The sequence below is a fragment of the Bradyrhizobium sp. 31Argb genome (assembly GCF_043638955.1).
Classification (GTDB): domain Bacteria; phylum Pseudomonadota; class Alphaproteobacteria; order Rhizobiales; family Xanthobacteraceae; genus Bradyrhizobium.
This window is the reverse complement of record NZ_JBEGDB010000078.1, coordinates 1-22055: the sequence shown is the minus strand read 5'-3', so window position 1 is coordinate 22055 and position 22055 is coordinate 1. Positions and strand designations below refer to the sequence as shown.

Genomic DNA, 22055 nt, shown 5'->3' with positions numbered 1-22055 from the left:
GATGCTCTAAGAAGGCGTTAATGTGATCAAAGACCACGTCAATGGAACACCACCTTCGCGCGATTCATGCTCTACGGGGCTTTAAGATATGGCATCGAGATACCGTCTGACCGACGCATCGAACGCCGCCTTCGCGTCGTGCTCGATATTTCGTCCCCACCAGCCGCCGTAAATGCGATCGAACGCAAGCGGCGCGATCGCCTCCGCGATGCGGCGCACTGCCACCGCGTTCTGCGGCGTGTAGTTCGGATAGGAGTACATGAAGCTGACGTGACGGCGATCCATCGCCACCTGCGCCACATCGCCGGTCAGGAGTGCGCCGCGGCCATCCGCGCCCGTGCGCCAATGCAATACGCTCGCGCCAGCAAAATGCCCGCCGGCGCGGACCAGCCGAAGATCGTCCGAAATCGCGAGCTCCTCTCCTCGCCACGGCATGATCGACGGATGCGGCCGCGTGATCCATGGCGCATCGTCGCCATGTAGATAGACCGGTGCATTGCCGAACGCCTCGCTCCAGTCGGCCACCGCCCCATAAAAATGCGGATGCGATACCGCGATCGCTTTCAGCCCGCCGCGCGACTTGACGTAGTCGATCGCCTCTCGCGTTGCGAGCGGGATGCAGTCCCACATCACAAGGCCGTCGCCATCCGGCACCAGCAACGCACGCTGGCCGATCGCCAAGCGCGGTTCGACCGCGATGCCAACGAGCCCAAGATCGTCGCGCCAGACGACACGATAGCGCTTGGCCAGTTCCTCGCGACTGAGCCAGACCTGCCCGTTCCAGTTCACGAACTGCCGCTCGTCCTCGCAGATCCGGCAGGACGGCGGCGAACTGGCGCTCTCGGAAAACTGCGCGCCGCATTGTTCGCAGGTCCAGATTGGCATGAGGGTCACTCCATTTGGAGGCGCAAGATAGCATGCAATGCGGCGTTCTAGAGCATGATCCGGAAAAGTGGATACCGGTTTTCCGAAAAGATCATGCTCAAACAAAAAGATAGAGCGGGATGATTCGAAGAAGAATCATCCCGCTCTATCTCGTCCATATCGGCTTCCGCTGCGTCTATCCGGCTGAACCCAAAGCACCGTGACAAGGGCACCAAAACAAAAGCCCGCCAGAGGCGGGCTTTCACGATGGTCAATCAGGAACGATCAGTGCTTGGAGCCAAGACTGACGATGACGCCGGTCGGTTCAGGCTCGTGCGGCATCAAATTCGTCAGGGTGTCGTCGCTCCAATGGGCGAGGTTCACGATCTTGCCGATCTGCGTGTCCGTCTCCGCTGATTCGCTGGGCTCGAGAACGTTGAGCCCGTTGGTGTCAAGGAAGTAGGTGTGATCACCGAACAAGCGGTTCAACTGGGCGACCGCCGGGTGATCGTCGGGAAGGCAGTGGGCATCGAATTGGCTCAAGGCCCGCTCGACCTGGGATGAGTTCAGTCTCATGTTCCTCGCTCCTCTGGATTGGAGGGTTGCACCGCGCAACGGCCTAAGCCGCAGGCGGCCGCCTGCATTTGCGGGACGTCATCCCGCCAACACGACGACGCGCTGGAGCTTCACTTGTGCCGTCGCTGGATGATTTTCTTCGAATTGCCATCCTGTCGCCGGCTCTTCGCCAAATACGATCCGTTTCGACCGCGCTTCAACGAACGTGAAGTCCGGGACATTGGGTCCGAGCTCGCCTATTCAACCCCGCGCTCGCATTAAATTCGCGAGTTCCCCAAGGTTCACTCCTCGGGAACAGGATGCAACCTCGCCAATTCGTCGAGCGATAGCGCCGCTTCGCGTTCCGTCAGCGTAAAGCGCACGATCACGTCCTGACGGGTGACCTGCCCCCAAAGTCCCTCCGTAGACCACTTTTGTGGCACAGGCCCGCGCGGACCTTCGATCCAGACGAAGTACCACTGTGTCATGACAAGCGCCTCGCCTTCAGCGACGCGCGATTATAACGCGTTCCGTTGCAGGGATCGAACCCGGCCACCAGGCTCAAACAGCCACCGAACTCACATGAACAGCCGCGCGAGGTAAGCCAGAGCGCCGACGAGCCCGATCAGGCCGATGGTGATGCAGATCACGATCAGCCCGGCTTGCTCAAACACACGGTCGCGCATGGTCGCAAAGCTCCTGCTCAATGCGAAACCCGCAACACGGTCAGCGCTCGCGTTCGGCGATCCGGCGTTTGAAATTCGATGGTCTGGCCGACTGACAGGCCGATCAGCGCGGCGCCGACCGGAGTCAGCACCGAAATGCGCTTGCGCGAGATGTCGGCTTCGTGCGGATAGACCAGCACCACCTCCCTCGCCTCGCCGGTGCTGTCGTCACGATAGCGGACCTCGGAGCCCATGCGGACCACGTCTCGCAAATCGGCGTCGTCAGGAGCGATGCTCGCGCGCTCCATCTCGCCCGCAAGGAAATAGGCCACGCGCGGAAAAAGCTCCATGCTGGAGTTGGCAAGCCCGCTCAACCGCTGCTTCTCCTCCGTTGTCACCAGGATCGGCGGCAGATCGGGTTCGGTCTTCTTGCTCATTGCTGTCACCTTGGCGTTCAGGCAGCCGTTGGCCCTGGGTCGTCGTCGACGGGATCATCTTTTGTAGCCGCAGGCGCACGGAACAATGGCACGACATTCGACTCGGCTTGTCTCACGCTTTCGCGCGTGGGCTCGAGGCGGCGATCATCGGATGCGGTGTGGACGGTCTTTGACGGGGGCGGCACGGCACGTTCCTTCTGTTCAAAGTAAATCGGGCTCCTGCACGGAAGCCACGAACTCGAGATATCGATGAGAACAGAACCCGGACGGCTCGATCGGCCGTCCGGCTAAGTGCCTGCGTGCAGGCGGCCGGCGTGCAGACAGATGCGCGCGATGCGCGGATCGATGTCGACAACGTATGTCATAATGCACTCAGCATAGCCCCACATGGCACCGTCGCCATTGCGGCGAAAGCGCGCACCTCGCGTACCGACGCGAAATTGCGTACCGTTGCAGGGATCGAAACCCCACAGGTGACTTTCCGATCCCAGTGTCGCTAGCGCCGTTCGCGCGGCATCTCCTTTCGCGGCATCTCTGTTGCGGCTTGATGTGCCATCTCAGCGGAAATCGTTTGTGCCATCCGCAAATGATCCAGCACAGTCGGCAAGAGGTCGGATGCAAAATTCTTCAGTTCGGCGTTCTCACCTGAACCGATCTCGTATTCCAGAAGCTGGGCTGTCTTCTGATGCTCGATAATTTGCCCCTCGATGTAGGCACGATCGAATTGCGCGTCGCTCGACTGCTCCAGCTTGGCGCGCATGGCCTTGTGTTCCTCGTCGAATTTATCAGGCAGCGCAATCCCGTTCGTGTTTGCGAGCGTTCCCAGCCTGTCGTTGGCAGCGCTGTGGTCGCGGACCATGCGCTCCGCGAATTCCCTGACCCTGCGGCTCGTTGCTCTCTGCGCCGCGAGCCTGCCCAACTCCACCTCAGCCAATCCTCCGACTGCGGCGGCGTGAATGAAGGTGCGATCCGGCTGATTGGTTTGGCGTGGCGCCGGCATCCCAGGTGCAGATTGTCTCGTGCCAGGCGGCACGCCGCCGGGATTACCCGGCGCGGGACTCGCGGGATTGGTCGACTGACCGAAAGCCGCCGGAGAAACAAATGCAATTGCGATCGTTACGAGCGTGAGAAGACGCATCACTCAATCTCCTTCTGCGACTCAGCGGGACGACAACCGCCGGCACCCGACTGGCATCACAGCGTCAGCATGTACGCCACCAGCGAATCCTTCTCCTCCTGCGTCAGCTTCAAGCCGAGCACCAGGTTGAAGAACTCGACCGTGTCGGCAAGCGTCAGCAACCGCCCGTCGTGCATATAGGGCGGCGAGTCCTTGATGCCGCGCAACGTGAAGGTCTTGATTGGTCCATCAGGCAATGTGACGAGACCATTGACCGTCTGACCGACATTGTAGAAGCGCTCAAGCTTCAGGTCGTGCATGTTGTTGTCGAGGAACGACGTCTGCGGCATGTGACATTGCGCGCATTGCCCCTTGCCCAGGAACACCTGCTCTCCCGCGAGTTCCTGTTGCGTCGCCTTGCTGGGATCGAGCCGCCCCAGCGGGTCGAGCTTTGGCGCAGGCGGGAAATCGATGATGTTCTGCATCTGCGCCATCATCGGGACCTGATCAAATCGGTCGGGCAGGTTCACGCCCTTCCGCTGCGCGCTGACGTGATCGCCGTTGAAATAGGCCGTCCGCTGCTCGAACTGCGTGAAGTCCTCGATCGAGCGCAGCGACCGTTTCGAGCCATGAATTTGCTGGTTGAACATGCCGCGGAGGCTGACCGTATCGAGGCGGAAGCGAGCCGCCTGCGGACGCACGTCAGGTGTCTGGTGGAAGGCCGCATTGGTGTGGAAATTCGCATGGCAATCGAGACAGGTGACGCCAAGGCTTTGGTCTGCGCTCTTGCGATCTTCTGTCTGGTTGAACTCTTCCTGCGGGAACGGTGTCAGCAACAGGCGCAGTCCCTCCATCTGCACGGGCGTGATGATGCCGATCATCAGTTGATAGTAGTTCTTTATCGTCAGAAGCTGGCCGTGCGAGACATCGCCCAGTTCCGGATGGGTGGTGAGAAAGATCGGCGGCGGAAACTCCGGCGTGAACTGGTCGGGGAGATCGAAATCGATGTCGAAGCGCCTGATGTTGCGCGATTCCTGCCGGTTGATTTCGTCGATCTGCTGGTTCGGGAAAACCTGGCCGCCGGTCGCCTGCTTGACATGCGGCAGCGGCATGAAACCGGCCGGCAGCAATCCGCGCTGCCTTATCTCGTCCGGACTCATCGCCGACAGACTGTCCCAGGTTACTCCTGTCGCCAGCCTGACGCGCACTCCGTCCTGCACGGGCTTTCGCCCGCCCGACATCATCGCATTGTCGATCGGCCGGTTGGAGAGGTCATAGCGCTGCTCCAACAAGGCCTGCTGGCGCTGCATGACCTGCGGTTTCTGCGCCTCATCGAGCGCCTTCACCACATCAAGCGGCTGCGTCGGAAGCGGCCTGTAGGTCGCGTCTGGGGGCAGTGGATCGGCCAATGCAGCGACTGCAATCAAGCTCGCTACGGCCAATGCGGCCGCAGTTTTCGGGTATTTCGACATGAGCGACCTCCGGTTCGGAGCACGCACCAGAAGTGCCGATGCAGGACCTACGCAGATGCGGAGCGCAACGCGGTCGAATCTGCTTCGTTCCTACATTCCTCGAGTTTGATCATTCCGTGATGGGGGCGCACGCGATGGCCGGGTTGGTTGATCGCGTTGGCATTAGTTGACAATCCAGCCACTCCACCAACTCACGTTTGCTCCAACGCAGCACGCGTTGCCGTCGGTGCAGCTTGACAATCGAAAACGGCTCCGGTTATGTAATGTTATAACATTACATATGGATGCCCCGATGCCCTCTGCCGGGCGGAAATTCCTCGAGCTGCAAAGGCTGTTCGATCTCCATGCAAAAACTGCCCGTCACCGTCTTGTCCGGCTTCCTCGGGGCTGGAAAGACAACTTTGCTGAACCACGTGCTCAACAACCGACACGGCCTGAAGGTGGCCGTGATTGTGAACGACATGAGCGAGGTGAACATCGATGCGGACCTCGTTCGCGATGGCGGTGCGAATCTTTCCCGGACGAACGAGAAGCTGGTTGAGATGACCAACGGGTGCATCTGCTGCACCCTGCGCGACGACCTGCTGAGGGAAGTGCGTGCGCTGGCTGAAGGCGGAAGGTTCGATTACCTCTTGATCGAATCGACCGGCATCTCCGAGCCGCTGCCGATTGCGGCCACGTTCGATTTCCGGACCGAGCAAGGCGAGAGCCTGTCCGACGTCGCGCGGCTCGACACGATGGTCACGGTCGTCGATGCGGTGAACCTGTTGAAGGACTATTCCTCCACCGACTTCCTTAGCGAGCGCGGCGAGGCCCTCGACAACGACCAGCGCACGCTGGTCGATTTGCTTGTCGAGCAGATCGAATTTGCCGATGTGGTGGTGCTGAACAAGGTGGATGACGCAACACCCGCGCACCGCGATGCCGCGCGCAAGATCATCCGGGCGCTCAATCCTGAGGCCGAGATCCTGGAGACCAATCACAGCAAGGTCCCGTTCGATCGGATCCTCGATACCGGGCGCTTCGATTTTCAGAAGGCGCAACAGCATCCGCTGTGGTTCAAGGAGCTGTATGGCTTTGCCGACCATGTGCCGGAGAGCGAGGAATACGGCATCAAGAGCTTCGTCTATCGTGCGCAGCGGCCGTTTGAGCCCACGAAATTCCATCACTTCCTTCATGACGCCTGGCCAGGGGTCATTCGCGCCAAGGGCCATTTCTGGATTGCCACGCGTCCGCAGTGGGTCGGCGAAATGAGCCAGGCCGGCGCCATCACCAAGACCGAGGCCCTGGGATTCTGGTGGGCAGCGATTCCGCGCGAACGGTGGCCGCAGGATCCCGAGTGGCAGCGAATATTGAAGAAGAGCTGGAACGATCTCTATGGCGACCGCCGGCAAGAACTCGTCTTCATCGGCACGAACATGGATGAAGCCGCGATCCGTGCACGGCTTGATGCGTGCCTCGTGAAAGGAAAGCCTGGCATGGATACGCAGGCCTGGGCCGGCCTGCCCGATCCGTTTCCGGTTTGGAGGCGCGCCAACGAAGCGGCCTGACGCGCCGCAACCCTTCACAGAGTTTCGGATGCCCCGGAACGCCGTTCGCGTGCCAATAGCTCGCGCTTGCGCTTGACGCCCCAGCGATAGCCGGAGATCGAGCCGTCCTTCTTGACGACGCGGTGACACGGCACGAGGACCGCAACAGGATTGCAGGCGATCGCCTCGGTCACCTCGCGTGCGTCGCGGGTACCGAGTTTGGCCGCCAGGGCGCCGTAGTTGGTCGTTTCGCCGACGGGTATTGCACGCAGCATCGACCAGACTTCGACTTCATACGGCGTCCCGCGCAAGTCGAGTGGAATTGCGGGATCGAAACCTGGCGCTTCGATCGCGCGTTGCACCTTCGACAGGACATCGGTCAATTCCTGCTCGCTGTCGATGATGTCGGCTTCCGGGAAGTGGCCGCGCAATGCGTCCTCCGCCGCGGAGCGGTTCGAGCTGAATTCGAGGGCGACGAGCCCCTTGCCGGACATCGCCACCATGAAATCGCCGAGGGAACTGGTCCCCCAGGCAAAGCGGATGATTTCGCGCATCCTGCGCTCCTTCGAATTTGTTTCTGGCGACAAGATAGAAGCCGGCGATGGCGGGGCCGATCCGGTCCTTGCTTTCAAATCGAAAAATGGAGGTGACGCTGATCGGCGAGAGCCCGGCTCGCGCATTATTGGCGACAGTCGAGAAGCCACGGGCGACTGCTATCTCTCCGGCGGAGACACCTGGAAATCAGGCGTCGCCGATCTGTTTGTGATGCGAAAAGTCGATGACCTGAGCGGCTCCCGTCGCCGACGGCGCATCGCGCTTGATCTTATCCTCAGGAAGCTCACTAAACTGTCGCGCCATGGCGTGCCGGCCCGTCGGATCCTGTTCTTCGAGGCGTTCCGTGTCGGTTATATCGATCGCAACGATCTGATCGACGGCATCTTCGATCTGGAATTGCTCTGTAAACGGCTGCATGACCAGGCATGAATGATCTGGATTAGCTATGGCGAGGTTTGCCAGCCTCTTGAGCGGCGACCGCAAGTGAGCCCAATGCTTGACGATCAGCGACCAATCGCAACCATCTTTCAGCGCGCCGTTCAGAAGACCGTTTGACAGCGGATCATGCGGCGCAAATACACCCAGGCTGTTCGCTATGTCGATCACATGCAGGCCTCTGGAGAGAGGCACCAGGAGGCCGACTTTCTGCTCGCTCATCCTGACCAGTTTCATGGCCTTCTCCATTCGGCGGGAGTGCGTCTGCCGCGCCGCTGAAGCATGATCCGGAAAAGTGTGAAGCGGTTTTCCCTCGCGACAAACGCGAAGCGTTTGCGCGGAGATCATGCTCAAACAATAACCTAAAGCGCGATGATGATTCATCCTCATCTCATCGCGCTTTAGGTCGCGTCGTGAAAAATAATCCCGACGGTGTGCCGCATGCCGGAGCGCACACGACTCACACCGTGACGAAGGTTCACGCGGTAATTGCCCTTCGATCCCTGCACTGGCCGGTTATGGACCGCGAAGGCCACTGCGTCGCCCTGCCGGAGCGGCACGACTTCGACGCGGCTCTGCATACGCGGCCGCTGCTCGGTCAGAACGAACTCGCCACCTGCGAAGTCCGTGCCGGGCTGCGAGAGCAGAATCGCGACCTGAATCGGGAATGCGAGATCGCCGTAGAGATCCTGGTGGAGGCAGTTGAAGTCACCCGGGACGTATTGCAGCAGAAGCGGCGTCGGGCGCTTCTGGCCGGCGTCGTGGCATTGCTTGAGGAACGACGCATGGTCGCCTGGATAGCGCTCGCTTATTCCCATCCGAGCGTTCCATTCGTTGGCAACACCTGCAAGGCGCGGGTAGAGCGCGGTTCGCAAGGAGCCGATGAGCTCGGGCAGCGGATATTTGAAATAGCGGTACTCGCCCTTGCCGAAGCCGTGCCGCGCCATGTGGATGTGGCTTCGGAAATGGCTCTCGTCGGGGTAGATATCTGCGATGGTGCGGCACTCCTCGGGCGAAAGCAGCTTCGGCAAGACGGCGCAGCCGTAATTGTCGAGCTCGCCTGCGAGCACCTGCCAGTCGTAAGCGGCAACCCGTGCCTCTGCGGACGTAACCGCGGGGACACGGGTGATGGTGGACGAACGGACTGTCATGCGATGGTTTCCTTCCTGATCAATTCACGCTTGCGCTCGATGCCCCAGCGATAACCCGCCAGATCGCCATCGGTGCGAATGACGCGATGGCAGGGAATAGCGAGTGCGATCGGATTGGCGGCGCAGGCGCCGGCGATCACCCGGGCCGAGGCCATCGGGCTGATCCAACGAGCGAGTTCCATGTAGGTCACTGTCCTGCCGACAGGAATCGAGCGCATCTTGTCCCAGACACGGCGCTGGAGCGCCGTCCCGCGCATATCGAGCGCAAGATGAAGTCCTTCGGCGGGCTTGTCCACGAAACGGATCACCTTCGCTAGGTCATCGCGGACGATGGCCTCGTTCGCGACGAGCATGGCCTCCGGAAAACGGGCGGCGAGATCCGCCTCCAGTTCGCCAGAGTCCGCGCCAAGCAGAATGGCGCAGACGCCGTTGGCGCTGCGGGCCACCAGCACCTTGCCCAGGGCGCATTCGCCGGTCGCATAGAAAAGCATCTCGACGGCAGCGTTGGCACGCTTTGCCGTGGGTGAAAGCTGCAAGGCGGCGTCGGAAATCATGAGGTTCATCGCTTAGCTCCCTGATCTGTCCTCATGATCGAAACTATTGGGCAGCGCGCTTGCCTGAACTCCGGTGCTTGCTCTCAAATCGAGAAAGCTTTCGATTGCTGCCTGCCGACGCGAAAGAGCCGGACACTTGGGGCAAAGCAAGCTCATCAGAATTTCGGTCAGTTCACGCGATGCGGATGATCGTCGTCTTCGCGAGAAGATAGGTATCGCCGGTGCGAAAGCGGAGCCGGATATCTCCGTTCTCGAGCATCTGCCATTCTGCATGGCCGTCGGTGACGAGCCGGCGGAAATAGGCCATCACGCGCGCCTTCGCCGGATCGGCGTGAACAAGGCCTGCGATCGCATCGGGCATTGTCCTGCGGCGTCGCTTCTCGCGCTTGGTCTTTGCGTCGAATGCACCCCGAGGAAACATCGTCTGAAGCGTTCCTTCCGCCAGTCGATCGGCGTCGGCGATCACCAGCGACTTCGATAGGCTCGCATCGACCACCTGAATGATCGAGTGAGTGCACGAGATCGCAACCAGCGCACTCCGAATATTGCTTTCAAACTCGCAGACACTGGCCGGAAGGTGCCTCTGGAGGTCAAGGCGGCGGCGCTGTTCATGTACCCTGCGAGCACTCCCGGTCGAGCAGAGCGCGCTTGCGTTCGACGCCCCAGGCATAACCGGAGAGCGAGCCATCTTTCCGAACGACGCGATGGCAGGGAATGGCGACGGCAAGCTTGTTCGCCGCGCAGGCGCCGGCCACCGCGCGCACCGCCTTGGGGGAACCGATACGCTGTGCGATTTCAGTATAGGAAACCGCTTCGCCGACGGGAATCTCCTGCAGAGCCCGCCACACGCGTTGCTGGAAGGCGGTGCCGCGGACGTCGAGGGGAAGGTTCAGGCCGATCCCCGGCGCCTCGACAAACCCGACGACCCGGGCAACCAGTGCCTCATAGTCGCGATCGGCGCCAATGAGATGCGCTTTCGGGAAACGATCCTGAAGATTGCGGACGAGTTCGTCCGGATCGTCGCCCAGGAGGATCGCAGCCACGCCCTTGGTGCTGGAGGCGACGAGGATGGCGCCGAGAGAAGTCTGCCCGACCGCGAACTTGATCTCCTCGTTCGTGCCCCCGGCACGGTACTGCGACGGCGTCATGCCGAGCATGTCCGTCGACTTCTCGTAGAAGCGCCCGCTGGAATTGAAGCCGGCGTCGTAGATCGCCTCGGTGACGGAGTTGCCCGAGACCAATCCCTGGCGAACCTTCCTGGCACGGTGGGCGGCGGCGTATTCCTTCGGTGTCAACCCGGTCGTGGCCTTGAACACGCGATGGAAATAGCTCGGACTCCGGCCGATCGCCGCTGCCAGTTGCTCCAGCGAAGGCTCTTCTTCGCTCTCCTCGATGATCCGGCACACTTTCGCCACCAGGGCCGCGTTCTCGGCTTCGGTCGAAAGGCCTTCCGGATTGCAACGCCGGCAAGGCCGGAAGCCTGTCGCCCTGGCGCTTTCCAGGCTGTCGTGGAGCTGCACGTTCCTGGCGTTGGGAACGCGCGAAGGGCAGGACGGCCGGCAATAGACGCCGGTCGTTGCCACCGAGTACCAGAGATGGCCATCGGCCGTCTTGTCGCGCGCGACAATGCGTGCCCATCGAGGATCATCCACCACCGACGGGGGCGTTGACTTCGGGGTGCTGGCGGGCGTCGCAGTCATCTTCTTTCTCATATGGTGTTGGACGATGGTGCCGCCAATTCCCGTCTGATGCACTCCGATCCTTGCTTTCGAATTCGATTGCGTATGCCAGCAACCGGATCACCGGGGGAACACCGGCTTGACGAGTTCCGGGGGCAGCACAGATGCGGAGTTAAGCCTAGATGGCCAGAAGCGAATAAGGTCCGCACGGACGTGCGGACCTTATTCGATGGCCGGGCGTGAGCTGCCTAGGCAGCCTTCAGCAGCCCAAGCTGGGTCAGCGCGGTCACGCCGTCGTCGAGACCGATCTCCTCGACGATCTTGCCGTCGATCACCTTCAGCACCGTAGTGCCGGTGAAATGCATCTTGCGGCCCGTTGCAGCCGGCAAACCGCCGACCAGGAAGTCGTTGAAGGCCGGCCCCTTATGGGTGCCGCCACCTTCCCATTGGCCGACGACGTAATCGCCCTCGGCGATCAGGTCCGCCGTGCCCCAGAAATTGAGATCGGGGAATGCAGCACGGAAATCGGTCATGAACGCCTTGATATCGGCGCGGCCGCGGCGAGGCTCATGCAGCGAGTATTTGAGCAGCATGTCGGGCGCGGCGATCTCGTCGATGACCGCAAGATTGACGTCCTTGCCCCAGAACTCCGTGAACCAGCGACCGACAACGGCCTTGTTATCTTCTTCCTTGCTCATTGGAACGGCTCCTTGTGTCTCGTGACGATCACCGACGTCGGGTGGTGATCTGAACGAGGCTTACGCTTGACCGAAGCAAGCCAAACTCCGGTTCTTGTCTTCAAATCGAAAGCGGAGACGGAGCAACCGCCGACGCGATGCGGATAGATACCACGGCCGGCACAGATCAGCCGTTCCGCCTTCGCAGTCCAGCAAGCTGGGATGGAAGAAGACCGTAGGTCTTGCGATATATCTCCGCAAAGCGTCCCATATGCATGAAGCCCCATTTCAGGGCGACTTCGGAGACAGGCAGAATGTTGTCCGCAGATGTAAGTTCCAGATGTGCGGCTTCCAGCCTGATGCGACGCAAGTAGGCGACCGGCGTTGCACCGTAGTGCGCCTGGAAAGCGGTCTGCAACGTCCGTACGCTGATACCTGCTGCGGCTGCGGCGTCGCTCATGGTAAAGGGCCGATGAATGTTGGAATGCATGTAATCGACCGCCCGCCGAAGGTGGCGCATGGTTGGTTCAGACGGTTCCCGCAATTTGCCTGATGTCAGTCTCTCGAGCACCAGCAAGAGCAAGGATTCGCTCAGCAGCGCCATCGCGATGGGAGCGCGCCCCTGAAGATCCTCATCAAGAACGGCGGACACGACCGCTTGCGCGGAGTGATAAAGCGATTGCGTCGTCGTCTCCGTCAGATGATGGAGCATCAGAGGCGTGAGGTCCTGAATAGAGAGCTTTTCATCGAATGTGGAAAGGGCCTGCATCAATTCCGGGCGTTCGAACCGTAACGCTCTCATTGCATGAGCCCCCTTGGTGGAGATTCGGCTTGGCGCGTCTGTCAGATGTGTAAATAGAGATCCTGGGAGCGCTCGGCAGGCACCGTATCTGCCAATTGCAGCAACAGCGCCAATGACAGGCTGCGAGACATGCAAGGTCTCCGCTGAGTCATTGAGTGTTATTTCGTAGCCATGGCTACCCTGCACCCGCCAGCAGGTCAGGCCGTTGACCGCAGCGAAGCTGGCTCGCCACGAAAATTGCCGCCCGGCCTTCTCCGGCTCCGCCGAAACGTCCGGCAAGAATATCGAGAGACAGTCTAGATACGTATCGAAACCAACCCCACGCTTATCTTGGGAAGCAACACGCGAAAACGAACTCATATTTCCAAGCAGGCCACACAGTAATTGTTTCGCGATTAACTGAAATTCTCCGGTTAAGCAACGCGGTGCCACACGGCGTCAATTTTAACGGTGGCTATCCAATTCGCGCGAGATATGGCCAAAAGGCGAATTGCCCGCGCGTCGGTAACATCTCATTCAGCAACGCTGCATACGCATGAAGATACGTGGCAGCTGGCGTGAACAGCGCTCCTGCTTACGTCCGCCGACAACCCGGGAAATGTTGGCAACATCACGATCACAAGCGAGCGGATGCAGCTTGGACAGGGACGCGACTCTCTCTGTTCATCTCGAGTCGACAAGCCATCAAACGAATGATGGCGGCAGCAGGAGGAACGAGGTGGATGTTCGCAACACTGCAAGCGCCGTTGCCTCCCCGTTGCTCGCGCAGGTAACGACGCACCAAAAGACAGCCGCGATAATTTACGAACAGGCGAGACCGCCAGGAAAGTGAATCGCATGATCGAGGCAGCCACGACAGTCCGACAACTTCATATCGCCCTCATAACTGAGACGCCGGAACGGACAAGACCGCTGGCATCCATACTCAGTCGAACCCGCGACGTCCATTTGCTGCCGCCGGCGATTGACCCTCTTGTCATCGATAATTTCGCTTCTTGCGTCGTTCTTGACGTTGATCTTTCGTCAACGCAGGTGGTTCGAGCGCTTCAGCCCACTCGCCAGGCAATTCTTGCACGTTCGCTGCCCAGCCTCCTTGTTATCGACAAGAGCATCGGAGAACGCGCGCTTGCCGAAAAGATGCGCCACGCAGAGACTTTCGGCGTACGCAACTACATCTACCATCCGTTCGATGCAGATGAAGTTCTGCGGGTATTTTCTCCAATACATCACGCGCGCGCCAAGTCGGAAACACCATCGCACAACAAGATCGTGTTGCGGGGCGTTTCCGCCGCTCATCGTGCGCTCGCGCAGACAATCGAGGCGCCGCACAACGAGAGCTCACTTCCATTCGAAACTCTCGAAGCCAACACTCCGCTCATCCTGGAGGCGCTCGATGTCTGGGGAATTGGTCCCTGGATGGAAACCGTGCGGAGGCATCATGGCGGCACCTACAGGCACAGCCTGCTCGTCACCGGCTTCGCCGTCGCGTTCGCGCAGAAGCTGAAGATGCGCCCCAAGGACCAACAACGCATCGCGCACGCTGCGCTGTTGCACGATGTTGGAAAATCGTTCGTTCCACTCGATATCCTCGACAAGCCGGGAAAATTGACTGACCATGAGATGGAGCAGATAAGACAGCATCCCCGATACGGATATGACCTGCTCACGCAACAAGGCGGCTTTCCGGTCGAGATCCTTGATTGCGTGCTTCATCACCATGAACTGCTCGATGGATCGGGCTATCCGGATCAGCTTCGCGCCGGGCAGATTGCAGATCTCGTACGCGTCATCACGATTGCCGATATTTTTTCTGCACTGGTGGAAGATCGACCCTACCGGCAATCGCTGGCGCCAATGCAGGCCTTCGGCATCATGCAGGACATGGGAAACAAACTCGACGGCGATCTCCTCAACGCGTTCCGCTCCGTCGTCGAGGATACGGCGTGACGTGACCTATGCGAAGGTACGCCGTCATCGCCCGGGGGACGCTGGACATCGAAAGGCCTGACAGAGGCGGGCAAAATTTTTCGAAATCGCTGGAGAAGGCTGGCTGCGGGGAGGCGCAAGGGTCCGCCGGACTCTCATCGAAGAACGTCTTCGGCGAGCGCACGTGACGGATGACGTGTGTCGCCACGCCGATTTTGTGGGCGTACGTACATGATGACTGCTTCCGGAAGCTCCGCCTTCACCTTCAGCGCGGCGACAAGCGCGTCTTGTCCGTCGAGGACGACATGGTCTGTCTTTCCCCTTAGCTTAAACCCAACGGTGAACTGCATCCCAATATCTCCACTCTTGTACTGCTACAGTGTCTTTCGTCATTGCCGTTCTCCTTCGCCGCGAGGCAACGGGAGCTACGCAGTCGGAGTGAAGAATACGACCCGGAGCAGATGCGTGTAGTCGGATTCGAACACCATGATCGCCACGAATACCAACACCAGCACCGGCGGAAGCAGGATGGCATAGGCCAAGGCCAACCGCTCCCAGGCCATGTGCATGAAGACGGCGACGATCAGACCGGCCTTCAAAACCATGAACAGCAGAATCAGCGACCATCTGAGATGGCCATGGATACCAAAGTAGTCGACGAGAAAGGAGCAGGTACTAAGGACGAACAGCCATCCCCAGACCGCGAGATAGAGCTTGATCGGGTGCTGCTGGCCCTTTGCTTGCGTGGCTCCCGGCGCATGGGCCTCATGGGCGTGAACGTGCAGCGAAGGTTGTTGGCCTTCCACATGTATCGCGGCTTCTGTCATGCGCCAACCTCACCAAAGATAGAAAAGGGCAAAGATGAACACCCACACAAGATCGACGAAGTGCCAGTACAGGCCGGTGATTTCGACGATCTCGTAATACCCCTTCCGGCTCGTGAAAAAGCCACGCCTTTCGACGTCGAAGTCTCCCCGCAAGACCTTGCGTGCGATGGCGATCAGGAAAATCACGCCAATGGTCACGTGGGTGCCGTGGAAGCCGGTTATCATGAAGAAGCTGGCCCCGAACTGCGCCGCGCCCCACGGATTGCCCCAGGGCCTGACGCCTTCCATGATCAGCTTGGTCCATTCGAAAGCCTGCATTCCGACGAACGTTGCGCCGAATGCGGCGGTGGCCAGCATCAAGGCTGCAGTTCTGATCCGATCCCGGCGGTAACCGAAATTGACCGCCATCGCCATGGTGCCGCTGCTGCTGATCAGGATGAAGGTCATGATAGCGATCAGAATGAGCGGTATGTGCTGACCGCCGATATTGAGAGCAAAGACTTCGCTGGGGTTGGGCCACGGCACCGTCGTGGACATTCGCGCCGTCATGTATGACAGCAGGAAACAACTGAAGATGAAGGTGTCGCTCAGGAGGAAGATCCACATCATGGCCTTCCCCCAGGAGACATTCTTGAAAGCGCGCTGATCCGAAGACCAGTCGGCAACGATCCCTCGCAAGCCCGGGAGCCGCGCAGGCGATGCTCCAACGTTTGTCAGTGCAGTCTCTGCCATCGGTCCCTGCCTCCCTAGCTGAGCAACTGGCGACAGATGTCGACGAAATTGTCTGTCCAGCCCGTCAGCAGACCGAGCAAGACCAGCCAGACCAGCAGCAGGAAATGCCAATAGATGGCGCAGAGTTCCACGCTCGCGCGCACCTGCTTAACCTCAGGGCCACGCCATAACTTGGCGGCCGTTCTGCCGAGCGCCACGAGACCGCCCATCACATGCAGCCCGTGCGCCGCGGTGATCAGGTAGAAGAAAGAATTGGCTGGGTTGGACGCGACGAAATACCCAGCGGCATTCAACTGTCGCCACGCCAGAAGCTGTCCAACCAGGAATGTAACGGCGAATGCTCCCCCACTGAGCAGGCCGAGAATGATGCCGTCCATGTCGTCACGGCGGGCGGCGATGTACGCCCATTGCAGCGCAACGCTGCTCAACACCAGCACGCCCGTGTTGAACCACAGCAGCGCTGGCACTGGCAGCGTCCGCCAGTCCACCATGTTCATGCGCATGGAGTAAGCGCTGATGAAGAGCGCGAACAGCGAGCCGACGACCGCGAGAAACACCCCCAATCCGATCTTCGCCGCTTGCGGTGATGCTGTGCTCTCCTCGCGAAGATCGACGCTCACTCCCTCCTCCAGCCAGGGTTTGGCTGTCAGCCGTTGCTGCGAGAGCCACCATCCCGCAATTGCCGCGATTCCAACCATGAACAGGACAATGACGCTCACGGATGGGCCCCCTGCGCCGACAGTCTGGCCGGCGGTTCATTTTGCGGCACGAAGTCCCTGCCGGCGCCGGGTACGCTGTAATCGTAGGCCCAGCGATAGACGATCGGGAGCTCCTTGCCCCAGTTGCCGTGCCCCGGCGGGGTCTCTGGTGTCTGCCATTCCAGCGACGCGGCTCCCCAGGGATTGCCGCCCGCCTCTTTCCCTTTGAACAGGCTCCAGATCAGATTGAATATGAAGACAAGCTGGGCAAAGCCGACAATCAGGGCGGCCACGCTCATGAACGCATTGAGGTCATGGGCGGATGCCGGGATGAAGGCCGTTTCGCCAATATCGTGATAGCGGCGAGGCACGCCCAAAAGGCCCAGATAGTGCATCGGGAAGAAAACCGCGTAGGCTCCGAGGAACGTGACCCAGAAGTGGAATCGTCCGAGCGCCTCATTGAGCATTCGTCCCGTGACTTTCGGATACCAATGGTAGATCCCGCCAAACACGGCCATGATCGGTGCAATGCCCATCACCATGTGAAAGTGGGCGACAACAAACATCGTGTCCGACAGCGGAACGTCCACGACCACGTTGCCGAGAAACAGGCCGGTCAGCCCGCCATTTACGAACGTGATGATGAACGCAAGCGCGAACAGCATCGGGATGGTGAGATGAATATCGCCGCGCCAGAGGGTCAGCACCCAGTTGTAGACCTTGATCGCGGTCGGGATGGCAATGATGAGCGTCGTGGTGGCGAAGAAGAACCCGAAATACGGGTTCATGCCGCTCACATACATGTGGTGCGCCCATACGACGAAGCTGAGCGCGCCGATCGCCACGATCGCCCAGACCATCATGCGATAGCCGAAGATGTTCTTCCGCGCGTGGGTGCTGATCAGATCGGATATAATGCCGAAGGCCGGCAAGGCGACGATATAGACTTCGGGATGGCCGAAGAACCAGAAGAGGTGCTGGAACAGGATTGGGCTGCCGCCGCCATACTTCGTCAGCTCGCCCATCTCGACCAGTGTCGGCATGAAGAAACTGGTCCCCAGGAGGCGGTCAAGCAGCAGCATCACCGAGGCGACCAGCAGCGCCGGGAAGGCCAGCAGTGCCATGACGGTAGCCGTGAAAATGCCCCACACCGTCAAGGGCAACCGCATCAACGTCATGCCGCGCGTGCGCGCCTGCAGCACCGTCACCACATAATTGAGCCCGCCCATCGTAAAGCCGATGATGAACAGGATCAGCGAGGCCAGCATCAGAATGATGCCCCAATCCTGCCCGGGGGTGCCGGAGAGAATCGCCTGCGGTGGATAGAGCGTCCAGCCGGCGCCGGTTGGCCCGCCAGGCACGAAAAAGGTCGAGGCCAGCACCAGGACCGCGAGCAGGTAGACCCAATAGCTCAGCATGTTCACATAGGGGAACACCATGTCCCGGGCGCCGACCATGAGCGGGATAAGGTAGTTGCCGAAGCCACCAAGGAACAACGCGGTGAGCAGGTAGATCACCATGATCATGCCGTGCATGGTGATGAACTGGAGATATTGGTTGGCATCGATGAAGGAGAACGTGCCGGGAAATCCCAGTTGCAGTCGCATCAGCCACGACAGCACCAGCGCGACCATTCCGATCGACATCGCCGTAATCGAGTACTGGATGGCGATAACCTTGGCGTCCTGCGAAAAGACGTACCTCGTCCACCAGCTCTTCGGATGATAGAGCTCGACGTCAGGCGCCTCAGCGGGCGGAATGCCTGCGATTGTGTCAAACGGGACATCGACCATCGGAATACCCTCCTGGTCTTCTGTTCAGCGAGGAGTTCGCCTCACGATCGATCGTGCCTCCTCGCCGCTATTTTTATTCGCTACCTGTCTTGTACGCCGCCTTCGCGACGTTGCGCTGGCCTGACAACTCGGCGAATGTCCGCTGTTTCTCCAGCCACGCGTGATATTCTTTCTCTTCCTCGACGACGACCTTGCTGCGCATTTGCGCGTGCGCGGCACCGCAGAGCTCTGCACAGAGAACCTCGAACGTTCCGGTGCGGGTGGGCGTGAACCAGTAATAGGTGACCGAGCCCGGTATCATGTCCATCTTCGCCCGGAACTCCGGCACATAGAAATCATGCAGGACATCGATTGAGCGGAGCAGCACCTTCACCGGCTTCCCGATCGCCAGGTGCAGATCGTCGTTTTGAATAACGATGTCGTCTTTTCCGTTCGGATCGTCGGGATTCAACCCCATCGGATTGTCGGCACTGACAAGGCGGGCATCGGAGGTCCCGAGCCGGCCGTCTTTTCCAGGAAGCCGGTAGCTCCATTGCCACTGCTGTCCCATGACCTCGACCTCGGTCGCACCGGCCGGAACGGTCACGAACTGGTGCCAGACGACCAGTCCGGGTGCCAACATCGCCGCGACGCCGATTCCTGTCCCGACGCTGAGCCACCATTCGAGCCGCTTGTTTTCGGGATTGTAGTCTGCCTGCCTTCCCTCCTTGTGGCGAAAGCGGAAGACGCAGTAGGCCATGAACGCGACGACGGCGACGAAGACCGCTCCGGTGATCCAGAATGTCAGGGTGATGGTGTCGTCGATGTAGCCCCAGTTCGAGGCAAGCGGCGTCCACCACCACGGGCTGAAGAGGTGAAACACCACCGAGGCGATCGCGACCAAAAGCAGTATGATTGCTACAGCCATCCCTCATGCATCCTTGCCGCTAAAAGGCTGCGGATACGAACCGGAGGGCGGAGCTCACGTCTGTCGCGATGGCGGACTTTACATCCGCTGTCGTCGTGCCTCTTGCCTCGCCCATTCCACTGGTCGCGACGCGGACTGCACGCCACGACCGCAAGTCTCATCAGAGCTGGGGGCGTTGGGATCAAGATGGTACGGGTCGAGCCGGGCGTCAATAGTGGAGGACGCCGCGCCTTGGTCCCTCGCGTTGCCGACGCCACGCAAACCGGCAATTGTCGGCCGATACCGATCGTCCGGCGGTGCGGTGCAGTGCAGCGAGAAAAGTGTGCAACCGCACAATTCACCCACCCGTGAGCGCTATCTTGCTCTCATCGCCTTAAGCTCGTACACCGGTAGCGACAGGTGTCGCCCGGCAAAGCTCCTTCTCGCTGAATCTGGCTCGCCGGGCTCGATCGCGATTTCCGCGCATGAGGCGAATGTGCGCGAGTTGAAGGCCGCGCCGTTCCCCCTTGCGATCACGAGCAAGGAGACCGGAGCCATGGCCACTCAGTATTTTGCAAGACCTCACCTGCAATTCTTCGGCGTCTCCACCGCATATGTCGTTCGCAAGATCGGCCTTTCGGACTTGCGCGACGCGCTGCGCCTGGGCTGGGAAGACTTCCAAGCGATACCAACTCACGCTGTCGTCCTGTGCGGAATTTATCCCGTTCTCGGTCTTGTTCTGTTCAGACTGGTCCTTGGCTATTCGGTGCTGCCGCTGCTGTTTCCGCTGGCGGCCGGTTTTGCGTTGATCGGTCCTTTTGCCGCGCTCGGCCTCTACGAACTCAGCCGCCGCCGCGAGCGCGGCGAGGAACCCGCAGCATGGCACGCGATGCACGTGCTGAGCGCACCGTCCTTCGGCGCCATTCTCGGCCTCGGCGTGCTCCTGCTCGTCCTGTTCGGGGTCTGGATCGCCGCCGCGGACGCGATCTACGTTACCATCTTCGGCTATGCCCCGGCCGCAAGCATCCCTGATTTCGCAACGCGCGTGCTGACGACGCCACAAGGCTGGTCGCTCATCATCATAGGCTGCGGCGTCGGCTTCCTGTTCGCGGTCGTGTCCCTGTGCGTCAGCGTCGTATCGTTTCCGTTGATGCTGGACAGACATGCCACTGCGATAGACGCCATCCGGACGTCGCTGCGGGCCGTGAAGGAGAATCCATTTGTGATGGCCGCATGGGGGCTGATTGTTGCGGCACTGCTGGTGATCGGTTCGCTGCCGTTCTTCGTCGGTCTCGCTGTCGTGCTGCCGGTGCTCGGTCATGCCACCTGGCATCTTTATCGGAAGGTGGTGGAGCCCGACCCGAATCCCCCACAGGAGGAGCCCCGCACACCGATAGGTCATCGCTACGCAGCAGATTTCCCGGCGTCGCTCTTCCCATGGAGCCACGAACGCTAGCCGGAGCAGCATTGAACGCGCTAGCCGGGCGATCGAAGCAAATAGATAGCCGTCTACGAGGCAATTGGGGCGGCGAGCTGTGGTTTACGCACCCTACCGGGCGATATAGCTCCGCCAAAGATAACCGCAGGCGGATGCTGATTGAGCCGCTCGACGCCGAACCGGACGAGGCCGTCCGCCATGCCGAGACAATTGGGCGCGTCGTGAAGATGCGATTCAGTTTAATCGCATCCTGCTCTAGCCTTGCCGCTTGCGCGCCGCGATATAGGGCCGGGCCTCGTTGCCTTTGGCCGCGTGGTTTTCGGTGGCCAGAACCTCGAAACCCGCCGCCTCCATCAGTTCGCCCAGCTCCATTGCCCGAAAAGCACCGGCATAAGGCGCTATGCCGATCGCGCGCATCGCGGGCAGCAAGGCTATCCGGATGAGCGGGTTCATGTCGCCGAGGCACGGCGTCTTCGAAATGAACAGGCCCCCCGGAGCGAGCAGGGCATGGATGCGCCGCAAGGTGCCGGACAGGTCGCGGACCAGGTGGAGATAGTTGAAGCCCAGGATCGCGTCGAACGGCCCGACCTCAGGCGCGAGCGTCTCCGCCGTCGCGATCTGGAAGGTGAGCCCCGGTATAGAGGAGGCGCCGTGCTTCTCCTTGGCGATCTCGATCATCTCGGCGGAAAAGTCCGTCGCAAGATAGCTTTGCACATCGCCTGCGAGCCTCAGCGCCGTCGTCCCGGTTCCGCAGCCCAACTCAAGCACCCAGTCGCCCGGCTTTAGCAAGGCAAGGGTCCGGTCGAGCGTACGCTCATATCCGGCCGGATCCGCAACCGCACCCTTGGCATATTTCCGTGACGATCTGTTCCAGAAACGGGCGTCGCTCGCGGTGCTCATAGAAAACGCTCCTTTTGCAGTTCAGCGCCGCGATCAGACGGAATCGGATCGTTAAAGCATGATCTCCGCGCAAACGCTTCGCGTTTTTCGCGAGGAGAACCGGTTTCCACTTTTCCGGATCTCGGAGGATGCCCGCGCCAACGTCATGCGCGGTATGATCGCTCGGGCGACGAGGCTGCACGGCGAGCACGCCGTTCCCGCTTTTGTTCTAAGAAACATCGGCCTGATCGCCGCAACCTGACCATTGTTGCCTCGATGCAACGTCACCGGGTGACGTGTGTCACGCCTTAGGCCGTGTGGACTCTTGGGATTCTCAAATCAGATTGAACGTGATTCAAGGCTTTCTTTTAGGAGGAAGCCTTG

At 60.3% G+C, this 22055-nt stretch carries 25 protein-coding genes; 4 read left to right on the top strand and 21 right to left on the bottom strand.

The window, feature by feature from the left end; translation table 11 throughout:
* Positions 1–81: 81 nt before the first annotated feature.
* The 6 genes from AAFX91_RS17310 to AAFX91_RS17285 all read right to left on the bottom strand — a co-directional run bounded on the left by AAFX91_RS17310 (position 82) and on the right by AAFX91_RS17285 (position 5110).
* Positions 82–885 (bottom strand): MBL fold metallo-hydrolase, encoded by an 804-nt coding sequence (locus AAFX91_RS17310; RefSeq protein ID WP_394567225.1) that lies wholly within the window; start codon positions 883–885, stop codon positions 82–84.
* Between the two features lie 264 nt (positions 886–1149).
* The gene (locus AAFX91_RS17305; RefSeq protein WP_130577919.1) at positions 1150–1440 is read right to left on the bottom strand and encodes a hypothetical protein; all 291 of its coding nucleotides are present in this window, start codon (positions 1438–1440) and stop codon (positions 1150–1152) included.
* A 281-nt stretch (positions 1441–1721) separates the two neighbouring features.
* Positions 1722–1907, bottom strand: coding sequence for a hypothetical protein (locus tag AAFX91_RS17300; RefSeq protein WP_130225404.1), 186 nt, complete (start codon positions 1905–1907; stop codon positions 1722–1724).
* Positions 1908–2122: 215 nt separating this feature from the next.
* A complete protein-coding gene (rnk, locus tag AAFX91_RS17295; RefSeq protein WP_394567224.1) occupies positions 2123–2521 on the bottom strand; it encodes a nucleoside diphosphate kinase regulator in 399 nt (132 codons plus the stop codon).
* A gap of 496 nt (positions 2522–3017) precedes the next feature.
* Positions 3018–3521, bottom strand: a complete 504-nt coding sequence (locus AAFX91_RS17290; RefSeq protein ID WP_245475793.1) for a DUF4142 domain-containing protein — start codon at positions 3519–3521, stop codon at positions 3018–3020.
* Between the two features lie 194 nt (positions 3522–3715).
* Positions 3716–5110 carry a cytochrome B6 gene (locus AAFX91_RS17285; RefSeq protein WP_130577917.1) on the bottom strand — a complete coding sequence of 465 codons (1395 nt, stop codon included), beginning with the start codon at positions 5108–5110 and terminating at the stop codon, positions 3716–3718.
* A 344-nt stretch (positions 5111–5454) separates the two neighbouring features.
* On the opposite strand from AAFX91_RS17285, the gene zigA reads away from it, so the two are divergent.
* Positions 5455–6660 (top strand): zinc metallochaperone GTPase ZigA, encoded by a 1206-nt coding sequence (zigA, locus tag AAFX91_RS17280; RefSeq protein ID WP_130577916.1) that lies wholly within the window; start codon positions 5455–5457, stop codon positions 6658–6660.
* 14 nt (positions 6661–6674) lie between these two features.
* On the opposite strand, the gene AAFX91_RS17275 is transcribed toward zigA, so the two are convergent.
* The 8 genes from AAFX91_RS17275 to AAFX91_RS17240 form a co-directional block, all read right to left on the bottom strand.
* Entirely contained in the window at positions 6675–7193 is a 519-nt protein-coding gene (locus tag AAFX91_RS17275; protein WP_394567223.1) for a methylated-DNA--[protein]-cysteine S-methyltransferase, read from the bottom strand.
* 187 nt (positions 7194–7380) lie between these two features.
* Positions 7381–7866: a hypothetical protein gene (locus tag AAFX91_RS17270; protein WP_394567222.1), complete on the bottom strand. Its 486-nt coding sequence runs from the start codon at positions 7864–7866 to the stop codon at positions 7381–7383.
* Positions 7867–8030: 164 nt separating this feature from the next.
* Positions 8031–8780, bottom strand: coding sequence for a 2OG-Fe(II) oxygenase (locus AAFX91_RS17265; protein ID WP_394567221.1), 750 nt, complete (start codon positions 8778–8780; stop codon positions 8031–8033).
* Complete coding sequence (locus AAFX91_RS17260) at positions 8777–9343, bottom strand: methylated-DNA--[protein]-cysteine S-methyltransferase (RefSeq protein ID WP_394567220.1); 567 nt, start codon at positions 9341–9343, stop codon at positions 8777–8779. Before AAFX91_RS17260 ends, AAFX91_RS17265 begins: the two co-directional genes overlap by 4 nt.
* 163 nt (positions 9344–9506) lie before the next feature.
* Positions 9507–9830 carry a hypothetical protein gene (locus AAFX91_RS17255; RefSeq protein ID WP_130577911.1) on the bottom strand — a complete coding sequence of 108 codons (324 nt, stop codon included), beginning with the start codon at positions 9828–9830 and terminating at the stop codon, positions 9507–9509.
* Positions 9831–9942: 112 nt separating this feature from the next.
* Positions 9943–11034, bottom strand: coding sequence for a bifunctional DNA-binding transcriptional regulator/O6-methylguanine-DNA methyltransferase Ada (ada, locus tag AAFX91_RS17250; RefSeq protein ID WP_165421036.1), 1092 nt, complete (start codon positions 11032–11034; stop codon positions 9943–9945).
* A 227-nt stretch (positions 11035–11261) separates the two neighbouring features.
* Entirely contained in the window at positions 11262–11711 is a 450-nt protein-coding gene (locus tag AAFX91_RS17245; RefSeq protein ID WP_028163034.1) for an ester cyclase, read from the bottom strand.
* Between the two features lie 166 nt (positions 11712–11877).
* Positions 11878–12459: a helix-turn-helix transcriptional regulator gene (locus AAFX91_RS17240; RefSeq protein WP_394567231.1), complete on the bottom strand. Its 582-nt coding sequence runs from the start codon at positions 12457–12459 to the stop codon at positions 11878–11880.
* Between the two features lie 870 nt (positions 12460–13329).
* Here AAFX91_RS17240 and AAFX91_RS17235 point away from each other — a divergent pair.
* The gene (locus tag AAFX91_RS17235) at positions 13330–14439 is read left to right on the top strand and encodes an HD-GYP domain-containing protein (protein WP_394567219.1); all 1110 of its coding nucleotides are present in this window, start codon (positions 13330–13332) and stop codon (positions 14437–14439) included.
* Positions 14440–14573: 134 nt separating this feature from the next.
* Here AAFX91_RS17235 and AAFX91_RS17230 read toward each other — a convergent pair whose 3' ends face one another.
* The 6 genes from AAFX91_RS17230 to AAFX91_RS17205 all read right to left on the bottom strand — a co-directional run bounded on the left by AAFX91_RS17230 (position 14574) and on the right by AAFX91_RS17205 (position 19375).
* Positions 14574–14768, bottom strand: a complete 195-nt coding sequence (locus AAFX91_RS17230; RefSeq protein ID WP_130577907.1) for a hypothetical protein — start codon at positions 14766–14768, stop codon at positions 14574–14576.
* Between the two features lie 75 nt (positions 14769–14843).
* Positions 14844–15245 (bottom strand): cytochrome C oxidase subunit IV family protein, encoded by a 402-nt coding sequence (locus AAFX91_RS17225; protein WP_165421035.1) that lies wholly within the window; start codon positions 15243–15245, stop codon positions 14844–14846.
* A gap of 9 nt (positions 15246–15254) precedes the next feature.
* A complete protein-coding gene (locus AAFX91_RS17220) occupies positions 15255–15977 on the bottom strand; it encodes a heme-copper oxidase subunit III family protein (RefSeq protein ID WP_130577934.1) in 723 nt (240 codons plus the stop codon).
* Between the two features lie 14 nt (positions 15978–15991).
* Entirely contained in the window at positions 15992–16696 is a 705-nt protein-coding gene (locus AAFX91_RS17215) for a cytochrome c oxidase subunit 3 (RefSeq protein WP_394567218.1), read from the bottom strand.
* Positions 16693–18468: a cytochrome c oxidase subunit I gene (gene ctaD, locus AAFX91_RS17210; protein ID WP_282529404.1), complete on the bottom strand. Its 1776-nt coding sequence runs from the start codon at positions 18466–18468 to the stop codon at positions 16693–16695. The genes AAFX91_RS17215 and ctaD overlap by 4 nt, the downstream gene beginning before the upstream one ends.
* Before the next feature lie 73 nt (positions 18469–18541).
* On the bottom strand, positions 18542–19375 hold the full coding sequence (locus tag AAFX91_RS17205) for a cytochrome c oxidase subunit II (RefSeq protein WP_130577904.1): 834 nt from the start codon (positions 19373–19375) through the stop codon (positions 18542–18544).
* A 535-nt stretch (positions 19376–19910) separates the two neighbouring features.
* Here AAFX91_RS17205 and AAFX91_RS17200 point away from each other — a divergent pair.
* Entirely contained in the window at positions 19911–20810 is a 900-nt protein-coding gene (locus AAFX91_RS17200; RefSeq protein WP_130577933.1) for a DUF2189 domain-containing protein, read from the top strand.
* 237 nt (positions 20811–21047) lie between these two features.
* Here the strand turns inward: AAFX91_RS17200 and AAFX91_RS17195 are convergent, their stop codons facing one another.
* Positions 21048–21692, bottom strand: coding sequence for a class I SAM-dependent methyltransferase (locus AAFX91_RS17195; RefSeq protein WP_394567217.1), 645 nt, complete (start codon positions 21690–21692; stop codon positions 21048–21050).
* A gap of 58 nt (positions 21693–21750) precedes the next feature.
* On the opposite strand from AAFX91_RS17195, the gene AAFX91_RS17190 reads away from it, so the two are divergent.
* On the top strand, positions 21751–21933 hold the full coding sequence (locus AAFX91_RS17190) for a hypothetical protein (RefSeq protein ID WP_130577902.1): 183 nt from the start codon (positions 21751–21753) through the stop codon (positions 21931–21933).
* Positions 21934–22055: the final 122 nt, after the last annotated feature.

Excerpts from the sequence above, each read along its gene's own strand:
- AAFX91_RS17310 (WP_394567225.1), bottom strand. The coding sequence starts at position 885 with ATGCCAATCTGGACCTGCGAACAATGCGGCGCGCAGTTTTCCGAGAGC.
- AAFX91_RS17305 (WP_130577919.1), bottom strand. The coding sequence starts at position 1,440 with ATGAGACTGAACTCATCCCAGGTCGAGCGGGCCTTGAGCCAATTCGAT.
- AAFX91_RS17300 (WP_130225404.1), bottom strand. The coding sequence starts at position 1,907 with ATGACACAGTGGTACTTCGTCTGGATCGAAGGTCCGCGCGGGCCTGTG.
- rnk (WP_394567224.1), bottom strand. The coding sequence starts at position 2,521 with ATGAGCAAGAAGACCGAACCCGATCTGCCGCCGATCCTGGTGACAACG.
- AAFX91_RS17290 (WP_245475793.1), bottom strand. The coding sequence starts at position 3,521 with ATGCCGGCGCCACGCCAAACCAATCAGCCGGATCGCACCTTCATTCAC.
- AAFX91_RS17285 (WP_130577917.1), bottom strand. The coding sequence starts at position 5,110 with ATGTCGAAATACCCGAAAACTGCGGCCGCATTGGCCGTAGCGAGCTTG.
- zigA (WP_130577916.1), top strand. The coding sequence starts at position 5,455 with ATGCAAAAACTGCCCGTCACCGTCTTGTCCGGCTTCCTCGGGGCTGGA.
- AAFX91_RS17275 (WP_394567223.1), bottom strand. The coding sequence starts at position 7,193 with ATGCGCGAAATCATCCGCTTTGCCTGGGGGACCAGTTCCCTCGGCGAT.
- AAFX91_RS17270 (WP_394567222.1), bottom strand. The coding sequence starts at position 7,866 with ATGAAACTGGTCAGGATGAGCGAGCAGAAAGTCGGCCTCCTGGTGCCT.
- AAFX91_RS17265 (WP_394567221.1), bottom strand. The coding sequence starts at position 8,780 with ATGACAGTCCGTTCGTCCACCATCACCCGTGTCCCCGCGGTTACGTCC.
- AAFX91_RS17260 (WP_394567220.1), bottom strand. The coding sequence starts at position 9,343 with ATGAACCTCATGATTTCCGACGCCGCCTTGCAGCTTTCACCCACGGCA.
- ada (WP_165421036.1), bottom strand. The coding sequence starts at position 11,034 with ATGACTGCGACGCCCGCCAGCACCCCGAAGTCAACGCCCCCGTCGGTG.
- AAFX91_RS17245 (WP_028163034.1), bottom strand. The coding sequence starts at position 11,711 with ATGAGCAAGGAAGAAGATAACAAGGCCGTTGTCGGTCGCTGGTTCACG.
- AAFX91_RS17240 (WP_394567231.1), bottom strand. The coding sequence starts at position 12,459 with ATGCAGGCCCTTTCCACATTCGATGAAAAGCTCTCTATTCAGGACCTC.
- AAFX91_RS17235 (WP_394567219.1), top strand. The coding sequence starts at position 13,330 with ATGATCGAGGCAGCCACGACAGTCCGACAACTTCATATCGCCCTCATA.
- AAFX91_RS17230 (WP_130577907.1), bottom strand. The coding sequence starts at position 14,768 with ATGCAGTTCACCGTTGGGTTTAAGCTAAGGGGAAAGACAGACCATGTC.
- AAFX91_RS17225 (WP_165421035.1), bottom strand. The coding sequence starts at position 15,245 with ATGACAGAAGCCGCGATACATGTGGAAGGCCAACAACCTTCGCTGCAC.
- AAFX91_RS17220 (WP_130577934.1), bottom strand. The coding sequence starts at position 15,977 with ATGGCAGAGACTGCACTGACAAACGTTGGAGCATCGCCTGCGCGGCTC.
- ctaD (WP_282529404.1), bottom strand. The coding sequence starts at position 18,468 with ATGGTCGATGTCCCGTTTGACACAATCGCAGGCATTCCGCCCGCTGAG.
- AAFX91_RS17205 (WP_130577904.1), bottom strand. The coding sequence starts at position 19,375 with ATGGCTGTAGCAATCATACTGCTTTTGGTCGCGATCGCCTCGGTGGTG.
- AAFX91_RS17200 (WP_130577933.1), top strand. The coding sequence starts at position 19,911 with ATGGCCACTCAGTATTTTGCAAGACCTCACCTGCAATTCTTCGGCGTC.
- AAFX91_RS17195 (WP_394567217.1), bottom strand. The coding sequence starts at position 21,692 with ATGAGCACCGCGAGCGACGCCCGTTTCTGGAACAGATCGTCACGGAAA.
- AAFX91_RS17190 (WP_130577902.1), top strand. The coding sequence starts at position 21,751 with ATGATCTCCGCGCAAACGCTTCGCGTTTTTCGCGAGGAGAACCGGTTT.